Raw genomic sequence first — 13,970 nt, 5'->3', positions numbered from 1 at the left:
AAAACGAGCACAACCTTAAAAAATAATACTACTATTTTGGAAAAAATGACAGCACAAGATCTATAACCTTAATTTATTGACAATAGATCTTTTACGTCAAGAGTTGTCTGTTTATAAAAAATCACCTAGTTTTTGCAAATTCCCTTAAAAAGGGCAATTAAAAAATTAAATTAACGAATTGCTTCGAAAGAATTTTTAAGCTAATCTACAAATTTAAGTGGGATTATAAGATGAAACACCTTGTACTTGAAAAAGGCTCTGCTTATCCCCTGGGTGCAAGTCGATGCATAGAAGGGATAAATTTCTCTCTTTTTTCATCAACAGCTAATCAAGTCATTTTACACATATTTCGTCCAAATGCATCAGATTCTACTTATCAAATTACATTTGATCCTCAAAAAAATAAAACCGGATCTATTTGGCATGTACTTATTAAAAATCTAGCAGAAGATATAGAATGGGAATACGGTTATCAATTAGATGGAGATAATCAAGATCCGAAAAATCACTTTTGCCCCGATATAATTTTATTAGATCCTTATAGTAAATATTTGAATACGAATAATCAATGGGGAGTAAAACAAAAACCTTTAAGAGGCAAACTCTATCCTTATTCTTCTTTTGATTGGGAGCAAGACACCCCTCCTAAAATTCCCATGGAACAATTGATCATTTATGAAATGCATGTTCGCTCTTTTACAAGACATTCTTCAAGCTCTAGTAAAGCACCTGGCACTTTTTCAGCTGTCAAAGAGAAAATCCAACATTTCAAAGAATTAGGAATCAATGCTGTTGAATTAATGCCTATCTTTGAATTTGATGAGTGTGAACTACATCGAAAGCAACCCGCAGCAGAAAAACCTCTTTATAATGTTTGGGGTTATTCTACCTGTAGTTTTTTCTCCCTCATGAATCGCTATAGCAAAGAAGCAAGCCAATCCTCCAATGAGTTTAAGGATCTGGTAAAAGCACTTCACAAGGAAGGAATCGAAGTGATTTTAGATGTGGTATATAATCATACAGCAGAAGGAGGTGCAAAAGATCCTTGCTTTTCTTTTGCAGGAATCGACAATAACACTTATTACATGTTAACGCCAAATGCTGAATACTTAAATTTTTCAGGTACGGGTAACACATTCAATGTAAACAACCCTGTTGTCATGGAGTTTATCATTGATTCATTGCGTTATTTCGTAATAGAAATGCATGTCGACGGCTTTAGATTTGATTTAGCCTCTTGTTTTAACCGAGATGAAGAAGGATCTCTTCTTACAGATCCTTTATCTATTCGTGCTATTACAAAAGATCCTATTCTCTCACATGTAAAACTGATTGCAGAACCTTGGGATGCAGGTGGGTTATACCAATTAGGAGCTTTTCCCAATAGCTGGGCTGAATGGAATGGAAAGTATCGCGATGTCATTAGACGCTTTATTAAAGGAACCGATGATGTAGCTGGAGAATTCGCTAACGCCATCTGTGGATCTGAAGATTTATATGAAAACTCTAAAAATCCTTACCGCAGCATCAATTTTATCACTTCACACGATGGCTTTACTCTGCACGATTTGGTCAGTTATCAAGAAAAACACAATCTAGATAATAGGGAAGAAAACCGTGATGGGAACTCTAACAATGATAGTTGGAACTGTGGTGTAGAAGGAGCAACCGATAATCCGGAAATTCTTTTCTTGCGTCTAAAACAAATGCGTAATTTAATTACAGCTCTTCTTATCTCCCTTGGCACCCCTATGCTTCTAATGGGTGACGAATACGCTCATAATCGTTTCGGCAACAATAATGCTTATTGCCAAGATAATGAACTGAACTGGTTCTTATGGGATAAGTTGATAGAAAATCAAGAGTTCTATCGTTTTTACAAACTCATGATCGCTTTTCGTAAAGCTCATGCTTCTCTTTTACAAAGCAGCTCTTTTTTAACCTCGGATGACATTAAGTGGCACGGTCATCAACCTCTACAACCCAACTGGAGCTCAGAAAGCCGATTTATTGCTTATACGTTAAAAAGTCAAAATAGCGAAGATCTCTATATTGCTTTTAATGCGTATTTTGAGCCCGTTTCCATCGAGCTACCTTTGGCTCCTCAAGGTAAAAATTGGCATCGTATCATCGATACCTCTCTGATCTCCCCTAAAGAGTTTTCCGAGCATCCGGAACAAATTTCTTCACCTTATACAATGAGCTCTCATTCTGCTTTTATAGCTAAAAGTCTTTAAATGAAAAATAGTTTCTAAATAATTAATTTACATTCCCTTGAAATATCATAGTTGATTAAAAGGCTCTTAAAATGCTATCAGAAGTAGTTTAAGCTGCTTTATTGCTTAAATTGCAGACAACGGAAAATTTTTTTAAAGTTTGATAAACACGAAAGAATAATAATTTAAAAAAGTAATGACCTCGTGTTTTAACAATTTTTAAGAAAATTCTGCATGCTTTCTGGTAACAGTTTATCTTAAGAGATAAGCTGTTACCTAGAAACATAAACTAAATAAGCTCTGCGGCAACACTGTCGTAGAATAACATCCCTTTGTCTGTTAAAAATAAACGGTCTTTATCACGAGATAACCATTTTTCTTTTACTATTAACCTTTCACAAATTTCTAAAAAATCACCGGGTAAAGGTCCGTGCATTTGTTCAAAAGCAACTATATTTACCCCTTCACAAAGACGCAGTTGAATCACAAAAAGCTCATAGAGATTATGAGGGAAAGCTAGCTGCTCAGAAAAACCAACCGGATCTTGCTGAGCCTCAAGAAAATTACAATATTGATTGAAATGAGAAAGGTTTGAAAACCGTCTTTTTTCCCAATAGTTAAAAGCAGAAGGCCCATAACCTAAAAAAGGGCGCCCAAGCCAATAGCCGGTATTATGTAAAGAATAAGCCTTGGATTTTGCAAAAGCAGAGATCTCATAACGCTCAAAACCCATTTCTTTTAAACTCTCTACAGCTTCTTGTAGCATAGGAAGGCATTCTTCTGGAGAAGGAACTAATTTTTGTAATTGTTGTTTTTTTTGATGAAAAACCGTGTGTTGCTCAAAGGTAAGATTATAAAGAGATAGATGTTTGATAGGCAAATCACGTAATTGGTTTAAAGTTTTTCTCCAAGAAGACGGTGTTTGATTAGGCAGCTCAAACATCAAATCAATCGAAAGATTATCAAAACCCGCTAAATAGGCCGCTTGAATCGCATTAATTGATTGCTTTGCTGTATGACCTCTACCTAAGGAAATCAATTCATTGTCATTAAAAGACTGCGCTCCAAAACTGATTCGATTAAAGGATAAATCTTTGAGCGTTTGCAAAAGTTCCGGATTTATATCCTCTGGATTCGCTTCGATGGTCATTTCACAATTAGCAGCTACTTTACTAGATAAAATAACCGCGACCATTTTGGTTAAATAAGCTAAAGATAGCCGAGTAGGCGTTCCTCCTCCAAAATAAATAGAAATAATCTGTTTATCTTTTAGAAGAGGGCTTTTAAGCTGCCATTCTTGCAAGAAGGCGACCAAAAATTTCCTTTGAAAGGATTCCTTATCCGGAATAACAAAAAAATGACAATAAGGACATTTCTTAGAACAAAAAGGAATATGTATATAAAGACTAATCTGATTACCAGTCATTAGCATCGGGATCTTCAAAAACCCCTCTTTTCCAACGATTGCGGTCAGAAAACGGGTCTTCTTCTTCTACTCCGGCATCATCACCATATTCATCTGCACTACTGGCATCTTCTCCAGATGCGGTAGTATCAAGATCAAAAGGTTCTGTTTCCATATCAAAACCTGTTTCGGTGAACCCTTCATCTCCAATATCTACATCAGGCAAGCTATGAGGCTCATGTGCATTTTGACGTCCGGTTTGGCGTTTTGGTAGAGTAAATTCTTCCATTTCTCCACTTTCTTTAAGAAAGCGCAGCCTTTGTTTTTCTTCCTTAACCTTATCTTGGAGCATTTTAATTTCTTCTTTATGCTTGTCTAAGTCTTTTTTAGGAACTAAACCCAGCTTTAGCCAATGCTCCAAATCGTGAAGTTCCGTTTCCAGTTTTTTTAATCGCTCACTTTTAATATTCATGTTCTTTCCTCATTATAGCCGGGAATCATACCTATTTCACTCTATCCGGTTATAGAATGACTATTTACTTTAGCTCTTTTTTTAATGCAACGGTCTTGCAAGAACATTTGCAAAAATTTTAAAAATACGAGCTAAAACACAAAAATTTAATGCATGGAAATATAGAAAACTCATTTCTTGGAAAAATCCAATCTTTAAGCCGATCGCAGTGTAAAAGATTTAGATACTTAAATGCAATTCTTATTAACAAATTTTGTTTATTAAAAGCATAAAAGCAGCTCAAAAAGCTCCAAATACTAAAAGTGTAATACTTTGAAAGAAGCTTTTAGCGGTTTATAAGAAAAAGCACCTTAAGAACGCTTTTATTAGCGGCCCTTTCAACCTCGAAGTGCACAAAAAAGAACATATAAATACTTGAAAAACCATCTATTGCGCACCCGAGCATAGCATGTTTGTTGAGAATCTTTTTGTATACATGCCATAATTGCACACAAAGAAGGGGTTGCTCCTTAAACGGAGTAGGATAAACTCTCCAATATAAACGAGATTTTTTCAAATCTCAAAACCGCTCATTAAAGAGCAAAAAAATGAGGAGCAACCCATGAAGCATTATATTGGATTAGATGTATCAATGAAAAGAACTTTTATCTGTGTATTAAATGAACAAGGTAAGATTGTCCATGAAGGTTCAGAAAAAACAGATCCTGATTTACTAGCAGATGATTTTTCCAAAAGAGATTTTCAAGAAATCGTTGTTGGCTTTGAAAGTGGATGTTTATCTCATTACCTAGTCACAGGATTTAGAAAAAGAGCTATAGATCCCCTATGTATGGATGCAAGGAAGCTGAGTACGATTCTTGCTTTGAAAATAAATAAGACAGACAAAAATGATGCACGAGGAATCGCAGAAGCCCTTCGATCAGGTATGTATACACGAGTACACTGTAAGCCCCAAGATTCAGTTTAAACAGCAAACGCAGAAATACTGTAAGGGGCTTGCTTAAAAGTTACGGAATACGATTGGGATCTGTGGGATCCAAAAGATTTTCGTCTGTGGTTGTAAAGCAGATAGAAAAACAGGAAAAAAGTATTGTTCTGAGCATAACCTCTCTATTAAATACCTTTGATAAGGTAGTTGAGGAAGTAGAAAAACTGGATAAAGAAATGCTTAAGCTGGTCAGTCAAGATAAAGAAGTACAACGGCTTATGACAATCCCTGGCGTAGGACCTGTAACAGCATTAACCTATAAAACAGAAATTTTTGATCCCACTCGTTTTAACGATTCTAAATCAGTAGGAGCCTAAGGTAGAAAGTTATCCGTAATTATGCATAAGATGCTGATTGAACAAAAAGAATTTATTTACGGTGAGCCAAAGGCAGCTTAAAAACGCATTTTTTTAGAAATAAAAACATTAGGAAAAGTGACTAAAATTTTTTGCAGGAGAAAACCGAAGAAATAGGTAAAGACGACAAATGAGTTGGCTCTTAGAAGCCGTAATATACATTGTCTTGCCCATTTCATTTCGGATAGCATAATGGAGCGAAGAATCTAAAATAGTTTTCTTCAAAAAGACTCCGCAGAGAACCCTGGACTTATCTCCCGCATTAAACTTTGCTGTCCTAAGATCTTAAAAAACGCCTTTTATTTTGCAATCAAAATATCGGCTCGGAGAGCTTATGAAGAATTAAGAGAATTTATATTCCCCTTGTGTGCAATTAGAGAACTCATTTAAGCCTCTTTCCCAAGAATGGTAGGGCATTGCAAAGTAGAAGTCTGCTCTAGCTCAAAACTAACCATTTGGTGATAGGCAAATTCTTTTCCGTTGTCTGCTGTTAATGTGTGTACAAAATCTTTGATAGGTTTAAGTTGTTCAATTAACGCTTGACTTACTTCCTCTGCAGTTTTATGAGAAACTTTGGCGAGCTTAATTTAGCTTGGAAGTTCTTTCTACCATTGATACAATTACGCCTTTTATGTCCTGCCCCTATGACTGTATCTAGTTCCCAGTCTCCTAAACGAGTCTACAAGGCCGTTGCTTAATATCTATACGACCAGGGATGTTCCCTCTTCCAGAAGTTCCCTTTCTCTGCTTGTTATATTTTTTCCCTCGATGACGGAGCTCTCTATAAAGCTGTCCTCCCTGTCGTTTATCTTTCCAGATATAATTAGATGGTCTCATGACTAACATGTTCTTTACCATGTCTTTTAAGCCATCCGGATATTTGTATAGGGCTCCATTGCAACTTGATTTTTTCTTCAATACGGGTAACTATTTGAGGAGTCATTTTTTTATTGGGCTGAGAATTTTTTCTAAGAGCCTGTTTAAAATCTTTTCAAAAGTAGAGCAATAAAAGCGAGAACCACCATATTCAGGCTTGTATGTAGTTTTCTTTCGCAATTTTTCCATAGCCTGCGACATTTTTCTATCCACGCAAAAGAACAATTTACAATCCATCTTCTAGAAATGACTGTAAAAGTATGAAGTGCATTTCTTTTTGCTATTTCTACTATATATTCTAATATTTCCTGTACACTCTTTGCAAATCTTTCTCCAGAATATCCTCAATTTTGAAAAGATTTTAAACAGGCTCTAAGAAATGCTTTTTCTTGAGCTTGCTGATGACGGTATCCTCGTTGCCCTTTATTTCTCTTAAGTTCCCTACTAATAGTGCTATGATGAACTTTTAGAATGGTTGCTATTGAGCTAGATGTATCTCCTCTAGCTTGTAAAATATAAATCTGACATCTTTGGTCATAGGTTAGGTGATGGTAGCCTTTAGGCAAGGTCTCTTTTTGTATTTGATTGTTAAAAATCACAATAGAGATTCTTTCATCGCCTGCCTATTCTTTTTTTTAATTCTTCTGTGCACTTCAAACTTGAAAAGACTTTTAAAGAAACCCATCATTTTACGTTTAAAAGAAAACTTAGTTGGGGAATGGGAATATCTCAATTAAAGAAGGCATTTAGTTTCAAAGGACTTAGGGTCATTTTCCTATGTTCTTTTCTTAATATATTTGCCTGGTCCTATTTTTTTGGAGCTGCAGGAGGCTATTACGCTCTTAGCGCAGGCCTACTCATTCGTCCCTTTATCAATCGGTTTAAACCAGAAATTCTTTTTATATTAGGAATGTTTTTATCAGCACTTGTTATCCTTAGCATGCCCTTTTTAAAATCCGCAGGTTGGCTTTTTTTTGTGATGTTTTTTGTTTGTTTTTTTACTTCTAATGCAGCAGCATTAATTCTTAGCCCTCTTTTTTCTGGTTCTATAAACTCTTATAGGAATGATTGTTTTTCGTAAAATTTTTTGTAAAAAAACATAAAAATAGAGTGATTCTCTATTTTGCTAATAGCCTATTTTTCTTTTGGCTATGCTCTTTAAAGAAACTGGCTATTTGCTTTTTTGATGTTTTACCTTCTGCCGTATGCACGACAAGTTCTTCTAAAGCTAATATTTGCTGTTTCCCTACAATTTCAATACAAATACCATTGATTTTTAAAAAAGCTAATGCAGTAGCGGTTCCAGTCCTTTTGTTTCCGTCTGTAAATGGGTGATTGCAAATGATATGAAATAAATAAGCCGCAGCTTTATCAAAGATCGTTGGATGAAGGTATTTTTTGAGCATTGCAGCTTTTGGCATTTCAAGCGCTGAAATTAGTAAGCCCATATCCCTAATTCCTTCTAATCCTCCATACCTACAAATGATTTCCGCATGATCATCGATAACTTCCTGCAGAGTTATAAAAATCATCGTTCTGCTAATCTTTTCATAAGAACATCATTCTCTTCTAAGACTTCTCTGAATGCTTTTTTGTGTAGAGAATCGTTATCGGTTTTCATTGATTGAATCACAAGCCCACCACTTGGATCTATAGTAATTTGAAACAAAGCTGTATCTTCATCAAGGCCAGCTGCTTGTAAAAGGGCCTTGTCAATGACAAGCACTTTGCTATTTCCATGGCGAATAAGTTTTTTTATCATAGAGCCCTTCCATATAAACCATAATTGTAAGCAAATTATTCTTTTTATGTCAATACAAAATATATACCATAAACTTCAAATAATTCTAAATGAATGATTTATGAATTGCTTGAGTAATCACTTGTTCAAGCTCTTCTTTTGAAAAGCTTGAATCCCAAAGCTTCTGCTGTTGAACCGCTTGATTAACGAATAATTCCTTTCCAAAGATGAGCTTGCAGTTTTTCAAAGAGGCTTTCTTTAAGAATCCTGTCCAATGAGGTTGGTAAACCGTATCCATTGCTATAGAGTTGGAACAAATCCATTCCGATTGAATACAATCAGGATTAGGTGTGCAATTGATAATTATATCGTAATGAAGAGGGAAAAGATCTATTCCCCCTCCCCTACATCGATATATTTTTGCTAATTGAATGGCTTTTTCTCTTGTGCGATTGATAAAAGTAATAAAAGCTCCTTTATCTATAGCTTTTTGTGCAATAGCTTGAGCAACGCCCCCAGCACCAAACAAAACGATCTTTTTTTTAAAGAGCGCGGTTTTTTTTTCTAGAGCTTGTACAGCACCTATACCATCGGTATTAAAACTTGTTATTTCAGAATCTATAACCAGTGTGTTTACAGCCTTTTGTAAGGAATGGGTTATTGCTGCTGTTATTTCTTTTAAAGGCATTGTGATACTCAAACCTTTAAAGGGAAGCTGTTGAATCAAGCTTAAACACTCAGTTAGCTCATTTTTATCACAAGGAATCTTACAATAGAGGGCATTTTTTTTTTGAGCAGCAAAGGCCGTATTGTGAACAACTGGACTTAAACTTATATCGATGGGATCTCCAAGGAGTGCATAAATAACAGTTGTAGAGTTAAGGGTTGAAAAACGATAAAGTTGCAAATCTTTTAACGTAAGTTGCCCAGCTGCTGTTTGAAGCTTAAGAGCCACATAGCTAAGGGGCATACCTAAAATAGGTGCAATCAGCCTTGTAAATTGAGCTCTTTCTCCTAATCCAATAGTTGCTAGGTTCGTGTGTTTTTTAGATAAGAGAAGCAGTTGAAGTGCTTCTATACAAGAAGAGCAGTGAATGGCTATTTTGTAAAAATGCGCATAAGGGGTAAAAAGAGAAGATAATACAGGATCTAGTTTGGGAAATTTTTCAAAATTGTGATAGGAAGCAATAAAATGGATCTTTGGATAATTGAAAAAGAGCTTTTTACGAAAACTTGTTGGTACGTCGTATTCTAAATCGAGAAAGTCTGGTTGCAATTGACAAAGCTCTTCTATGAACTGTAATCGAATTTTTTCTGACCGGGTAAAGCCCCCACCTTGGTCTTGTCTTCTTAAAGTAAATAAAATAGGAATAGGCAATTTCTTTAAAAGAGATCTTAGTTGCCTCAAATCTAAATCTATAAATAGATCAAGTCGAAATTCCACAGCATCAATCCAATCTAAATGAGAGAGGATTTCTTCTTCTGCAATTTCTAACTTAGGTCCAGTAACTACACCAAATAACAGGGTACTTTCTTTACTTTTCATTAAAGCTTCTGTATTGCAATCTCTGTATAAAAAAGGTAATAAATTATGTTAGAAACCTTCACTTTATCTTTGCAGCGTCAAGATACCACAGAGGTGTTTTTAGATTGTAATCTCTTTTCAAGCCAAATTGTAGAAGATCTTCGACAAATTAACGGTAAATTTGCTCTTTTTTGCGATAAGAACATAGCAAACCTAATTGGTTATAACTGGCAATCCTTTTTAAGACAAAAAGGAATAATTATAGAGTTATTTGTATTTGAATCTGGAGAGAAAAATAAGAACCACAAGATCAAAGAACTGCTGGAAAATCAACTTTTTGAACAAGAATTTGGACGTGATAGTTGCTTTATTGCCTTAGGCGGTGGAGTCACCTTAGATCTTATTGGATTCATTGGAGCAACCTACATGCGCGGTGTTACTTTACTTTGTATTCCTACTACTTTATTAGCTATGGTAGATGCAGCAATTGGTGGGAAAAATGCCATAAATACCGCTTACGGAAAAAATCTTTTGGGTACCTTTTATTTTCCACGTAAGATCTATTATGATTTTCAATGGCTGCGCTATTTACCTAAAAAAGAGTGGATCAATGCAACTGCTGAAATCATTAAATATGCGGTTACCTTGTCCTATGATTTGTTTTTACAACTAGAAAATAGTTTGGATCAAAAGGATTTAAGCAAGATAATGGAGCTTGTTAAAACGTGTATTCGTCTAAAGCACCAAATTGTAAACTGTGATTTTACAGAGCAAATAGGCACCCGCTCTATTCTTAACTTTGGTCATACAATAGGGCATGCTTTAGAAAAAATCACAGATTTTCAAATGACTCATGGAGAAGCTGTGGCCATGGGAATGCTAGTAGAAAGTTATATGAGTTGGAAAAGGGGATTTCTTTCCTATACTTCCCTTACTAAAATACAAGCTCTTATTTGCTCTTATGAATTTCCTCTTGCCATTTACGACTTTCAGAAAGAACTATGTTTAGAGGTGATAAAAAAAGATAAAAAAGTAAAGAACGGTATAAACCATTTGATTTTATTACAAGAAATCGGCTTGGTTACTCCATCAACTATACCCATCCCGATGGAACACATAATAGAAGGACTTAACTGGTTAGAGGTTGAATATGGCAAAATTTCATATCAGTCCTAGCATACTACAAGGATCGATTACAATCCCCTCTTCTAAATCACAGACCTTGCGAGCTATTTTTTTTGCTTTAATGGGAAAAGGAATAAGCCGAATTCATAAATATTTACCCTCCCCAGATACATACGCCATGCTAAAAGCTGTAGAAATGCTCGGTATTAAAATCCAAAAAACAGATACCACTTTATGGATTGAAGGAACTAACCGCAAACTTAAATCCCCAAAAAATGTAATCGATGCAGGAAATTCTGGACTAGTGCTGCGTTTTATCGGTGCTCTTGTTTCTCTTTTACCTACTCATACGGTGATTACAGGTGATCATTCTATCCGCTGTTTAAGGCCTATTCAGGCTTTATTATCAGCTCTTCAATATTTACAAGCAGATGCGCATTCTGTGTATTTAAATGGATTTGCACCCATTTCTATAAAAGGACCTTTATTGCCAGGTAGTGCAAAATTATGCGGAAGAGACTCTCAACCCGTTTCTGCTCTACTGATGACCACATGTTTTCTAGAAGGACAAAGCCATCTTCAAGTAACAAATCCTGGCGAAAAACCCTGGGTAGACCTAACTTTACATTGGCTTAAGAAATTAGGGGCTAAAGTTGAGCATCGCAACCATGAAGAGTACTGGGTATCAGGTAAAACTCAATATGAAGGATTTGAATATACAGTACCTGGTGACTGGAGCTCAGCTGCTTTTCCAATCGTAGCAGCGCTGCTTACCTCTTCAGAAATTGTATTAGATAACCTTGATGTAACAGACCATCAAGGAGATAAACAGATTATTCACTGCTTGCTTTCCATGGGAGCTCATATAGAAATCGACTCTTCTAAAAAAAAGGTTATTATAAAAAAAACCAAACACCTAAAAGGGATAGATATTGATGTGAATAACTTTGTTGATGCAATTGCAATTTTAGCTGTCATTGGATGCTTTGCAGAAGGAAAAACCCGTTTATACAATGCACAAATTGCAAGGCATAAAGAATCAGATCGGATTTCTGCAATTACTCAAGAACTGAAGAAAATGGGCGCTAACATAGAAGAACAAGAAGATGGCCTTATCATTTACCCCTCTTCTCTTAAAGCTGCAAAATTATATAGCCATAAAGATCATCGGATTGCTATGGCTCTATCCGTTGCAGCATTGGTAGCTAAAGGAACTAGTTTAATAGATGATGTGGAATGCATTGCAAAAACCTATCCTAGCTTTATCGATGATTTTAGGTGCTTAGGAGCAAAAATAGAGCTATGAATCTGATCTTATACGGATTTAAAAGTTGTGGTAAAACAACCCTAGGTCAAAATTTCTCTAAATGGATGCATTGTGCTTTTTACGACACGGATAACCTAGTTGCATCTTTATATCAATTAAAAACAGGTCAATACATTTCTGTTAGAGAAATTTTTAAGAGTGAAGGAGAGGTTTATTTTCGAAGATTAGAAAAGCAAACCTTACCTCTACTTACCCATGTAAAAAATAGCATTATTGCAGTAGGAGGAGGTTTGGTTTTAGATCCTTTTAATAGACAATTTCTTAAGAAAATAGGGAAATTGGTGTATCTCAAGGTGAAAAGAAAAATTATACAAGAAAGAATATTTTCCGCTGAACGACACTGTTGGCCCATTTTTTTGGATGTAAACCAGCCAGAAGAATCTTTTGAGCTGCTTTTCAAAAAAAGGAGTTTAATCTATGAACAGATCCTCGCCTATAAGCTTATTATGGAAGATCAGAAAGAAGATAGCGAGATTTTTAGTGAATTAGAAAACCTATGGATAAAATATGGCAAGTAATTCTTTTGGCACACTTTTACGTATTACAACTTGGGGTGAGTCTCATGGTAAGGCTATTGGCGTTGTTATAGATGGTTGTCCCGCAGGGCTGCCTTTAAACAATGAAGATATTAATTTAGAGCTTAAAAAAAGAGCCCCTGGAAAAAATCCTTATATTTCTCCCCGCAAAGAGCCGGATTGTGCTGAAATCTACTCTGGTCTTTTTGAAGGTAAAACTACAGGCTCTCCTATTTCGATAGTGATTTTTAATCAAGACCACGACTCTAAACCCTATGAATCAAATAAACTTCTATTGCGCCCTGGACATGCAAACTTTACGTATCTACAAAAGTACGGTGCTTTTGACTATCGCGGAGGAGGAAGAGCTTCTGCTAGAGAAACAGCTTGTCGAGTAGCAGCTGGCGCAGTAGCTAAAAAAATTCTTAAAGAGATCGATATTGAAATAGTTGCTTATGTTTGTGAAATAGGCGGAATCTCTATTTCTCCTTATACACCTAGTTCTTTTAGTCAGTTACGAAAAATAGTAGACTCTAGTCCCCTATTTTGCCCCGATCTTACAATATCCACGAAAATGTCTGCCTTAATCGATCAGGTAAAAATAGATAAAGATTCATTGGGAGGAGTTATTGAATGTGTAACCTCTTCTCTGCCAATTGGCCTAGGCGATCCTATTTATGAAAAGTTAGAAGCTAATTTAGCAAAAGCCATGCTTTCCATTCCAGCTAGTAAAGGTTTTGAATTCGGCTCTGGCTTTAAAGCAGCCCAAATGAGGGGCTCTGATCACAATGACTTATTTACTCTTGAAAAAGGGCAGATTGTCACACAAACAAACCATGCAGGAGGAACATTAGCTGGGATTACTAATGGAGCCTACTTAATTACTCGCACAGCATTTAAACCCACCTCTAGTATTGCTCGCACACAACAGACCGTTAACCTAGATGGGAATAAAGAGGAATTCACTCCCTCGGAAAAATCAAGACACGACCCTTGTGTAGCAATCAGAGCAGCACCTGTAGTTGAAGCTATGACAGCATTGGTACTGGCTGACGCCTATCTAATTAATAGAGGCGTACGACTCTAGCCCTAAAAATTAGAAACAAATTCCCCTAGCATTTGTGCATCTTCTCTACATGAAAGCTCATTATAGGGATCCTCATCCTTTATAAAAACCTCTCCTTCTAATAGAATAGCTAGCTGACGAGGATTATCTTTTGAAAGCATTTGATGAACGATCATGCAGAATCGATCGTAAGATAAAGCACGTAAACTATCTGTTAGCTTTTTTATCCGTTCGAAATCTTGATGCCTACATTCCTAGGCGTACAGCGCAATTTTTTTGAATTAATCCATACATTCGAGCAGCTGTTTCCCCAAATAATAACTAGCTGTATTTAATGCAGTCTGATTGTTGCTTAAGG

Annotated in this window: 13 protein-coding genes and 2 pseudogenes; 7 read left to right on the top strand and 8 right to left on the bottom strand. The window is 35.8% G+C overall.

Translation table 11 applies throughout. The features are described 5' to 3' along the window. Window positions 1-230: 230 nt before the first annotated feature. Complete coding sequence (locus tag RHABOEDO_RS05615) at window positions 231-2,237, top strand: glycogen debranching protein (RefSeq protein ID WP_215217239.1); 2,007 nt, start codon at window positions 231-233, stop codon at window positions 2,235-2,237. Window positions 2,238-2,505: 268 nt separating this feature from the next. Here the strand turns inward: RHABOEDO_RS05615 and hemW are convergent, their stop codons facing one another. Both hemW and RHABOEDO_RS05605 read right to left on the bottom strand, forming a co-directional pair. After that, complete coding sequence (gene hemW / locus RHABOEDO_RS05610) at window positions 2,506-3,642, bottom strand: radical SAM family heme chaperone HemW (protein ID WP_220017421.1); 1,137 nt, start codon at window positions 3,640-3,642, stop codon at window positions 2,506-2,508. Beyond that, a complete protein-coding gene (locus tag RHABOEDO_RS05605) occupies window positions 3,632-4,087 on the bottom strand; it encodes a hypothetical protein (protein ID WP_350339711.1) in 456 nt (151 codons plus the stop codon). The genes hemW and RHABOEDO_RS05605 overlap by 11 nt, the downstream gene beginning before the upstream one ends. A 607-nt stretch (window positions 4,088-4,694) precedes the next feature. Between RHABOEDO_RS05605 and RHABOEDO_RS05600 the strand changes: the two genes are divergently transcribed. After that, the gene (locus tag RHABOEDO_RS05600) at window positions 4,695-5,060 is read left to right on the top strand and encodes an IS110 family transposase (RefSeq protein WP_220017420.1); all 366 of its coding nucleotides are present in this window, start codon (window positions 4,695-4,697) and stop codon (window positions 5,058-5,060) included. A gap of 227 nt (window positions 5,061-5,287) precedes the next feature. After that, window positions 5,288-5,395 (top strand): annotated as a pseudogene (locus tag RHABOEDO_RS11750) (transposase); the annotation flags it as partial. 711 nt (window positions 5,396-6,106) lie between these two features. Here the strand turns inward: RHABOEDO_RS11750 and RHABOEDO_RS05590 are convergent. The 6 genes and pseudogenes from RHABOEDO_RS05590 to RHABOEDO_RS05565 form a co-directional block, all read right to left on the bottom strand. Further along, a complete protein-coding gene (locus RHABOEDO_RS05590; protein WP_220017418.1) occupies window positions 6,107-6,283 on the bottom strand; it encodes a hypothetical protein in 177 nt (58 codons plus the stop codon). Window positions 6,284-6,417: 134 nt separating this feature from the next. Further along, window positions 6,418-6,657 (bottom strand): annotated as a pseudogene (locus RHABOEDO_RS05585) (IS5/IS1182 family transposase); the annotation flags it as partial. Then, window positions 6,658-6,912: a helix-turn-helix domain-containing protein gene (locus RHABOEDO_RS11745; protein ID WP_220017417.1), complete on the bottom strand. Its 255-nt coding sequence runs from the start codon at window positions 6,910-6,912 to the stop codon at window positions 6,658-6,660. Between the two features lie 519 nt (window positions 6,913-7,431). Then, window positions 7,432-7,845, bottom strand: a complete 414-nt coding sequence (locus RHABOEDO_RS05575) for a type II toxin-antitoxin system death-on-curing family toxin (RefSeq protein WP_215217356.1) — start codon at window positions 7,843-7,845, stop codon at window positions 7,432-7,434. Beyond that, window positions 7,842-8,075, bottom strand: a complete 234-nt coding sequence (locus RHABOEDO_RS05570; protein WP_215217355.1) for a hypothetical protein — start codon at window positions 8,073-8,075, stop codon at window positions 7,842-7,844. Before RHABOEDO_RS05570 ends, RHABOEDO_RS05575 begins: the two co-directional genes overlap by 4 nt. Before the next feature lie 85 nt (window positions 8,076-8,160). After that, on the bottom strand, window positions 8,161-9,600 hold the full coding sequence (locus tag RHABOEDO_RS05565; RefSeq protein WP_215217354.1) for a type I 3-dehydroquinate dehydratase: 1,440 nt from the start codon (window positions 9,598-9,600) through the stop codon (window positions 8,161-8,163). A gap of 93 nt (window positions 9,601-9,693) precedes the next feature. Here RHABOEDO_RS05565 and aroB point away from each other — a divergent pair, with 93 nt between their 5' ends. From aroB to aroC, 4 genes are read left to right on the top strand one after another with little or no spacing between them, the layout of a single operon-like run. Beyond that, complete coding sequence (aroB, locus tag RHABOEDO_RS05560) at window positions 9,694-10,755, top strand: 3-dehydroquinate synthase (RefSeq protein WP_220017416.1); 1,062 nt, start codon at window positions 9,694-9,696, stop codon at window positions 10,753-10,755. Continuing rightward, window positions 10,730-12,010, top strand: a complete 1,281-nt coding sequence (gene aroA / locus RHABOEDO_RS05555; protein ID WP_215217352.1) for a 3-phosphoshikimate 1-carboxyvinyltransferase — start codon at window positions 10,730-10,732, stop codon at window positions 12,008-12,010. Before aroB ends, aroA begins: the two co-directional genes overlap by 26 nt. Continuing rightward, complete coding sequence (locus RHABOEDO_RS05550) at window positions 12,007-12,549, top strand: shikimate kinase (RefSeq protein WP_215217351.1); 543 nt, start codon at window positions 12,007-12,009, stop codon at window positions 12,547-12,549. Before aroA ends, RHABOEDO_RS05550 begins: the two co-directional genes overlap by 4 nt. Further along, window positions 12,539-13,633: a chorismate synthase gene (aroC, locus tag RHABOEDO_RS05545; protein WP_215217350.1), complete on the top strand. Its 1,095-nt coding sequence runs from the start codon at window positions 12,539-12,541 to the stop codon at window positions 13,631-13,633. Before RHABOEDO_RS05550 ends, aroC begins: the two co-directional genes overlap by 11 nt. The last annotated feature ends 337 nt before the right edge of the window (window positions 13,634-13,970 follow it).

The organism is Candidatus Rhabdochlamydia oedothoracis (assembly GCF_019453995.1).
Lineage (GTDB): Bacteria > Chlamydiota > Chlamydiia > Chlamydiales > Rhabdochlamydiaceae > Rhabdochlamydia > Rhabdochlamydia oedothoracis.
This window is presented reverse-complemented; position numbering and strand designations above follow the sequence as displayed.

Excerpts from the sequence above, each read along its gene's own strand:
- RHABOEDO_RS05590 (WP_220017418.1), bottom strand. The coding sequence starts at position 6,283 with ATGTTAGTCATGAGACCATCTAATTATATCTGGAAAGATAAACGACAG.
- aroA (WP_215217352.1), top strand. The coding sequence starts at position 10,730 with ATGGCAAAATTTCATATCAGTCCTAGCATACTACAAGGATCGATTACA.
- aroC (WP_215217350.1), top strand. The coding sequence starts at position 12,539 with ATGGCAAGTAATTCTTTTGGCACACTTTTACGTATTACAACTTGGGGT.
- hemW (WP_220017421.1), bottom strand. The coding sequence starts at position 3,642 with ATGACTGGTAATCAGATTAGTCTTTATATACATATTCCTTTTTGTTCT.
- RHABOEDO_RS05600 (WP_220017420.1), top strand. The coding sequence starts at position 4,695 with ATGAAGCATTATATTGGATTAGATGTATCAATGAAAAGAACTTTTATC.
- RHABOEDO_RS05565 (WP_215217354.1), bottom strand. The coding sequence starts at position 9,600 with ATGAAAAGTAAAGAAAGTACCCTGTTATTTGGTGTAGTTACTGGACCT.
- RHABOEDO_RS05570 (WP_215217355.1), bottom strand. The coding sequence starts at position 8,075 with ATGATAAAAAAACTTATTCGCCATGGAAATAGCAAAGTGCTTGTCATT.
- RHABOEDO_RS05575 (WP_215217356.1), bottom strand. The coding sequence starts at position 7,845 with ATGATTTTTATAACTCTGCAGGAAGTTATCGATGATCATGCGGAAATC.
- RHABOEDO_RS05550 (WP_215217351.1), top strand. The coding sequence starts at position 12,007 with ATGAATCTGATCTTATACGGATTTAAAAGTTGTGGTAAAACAACCCTA.
- RHABOEDO_RS05615 (WP_215217239.1), top strand. The coding sequence starts at position 231 with ATGAAACACCTTGTACTTGAAAAAGGCTCTGCTTATCCCCTGGGTGCA.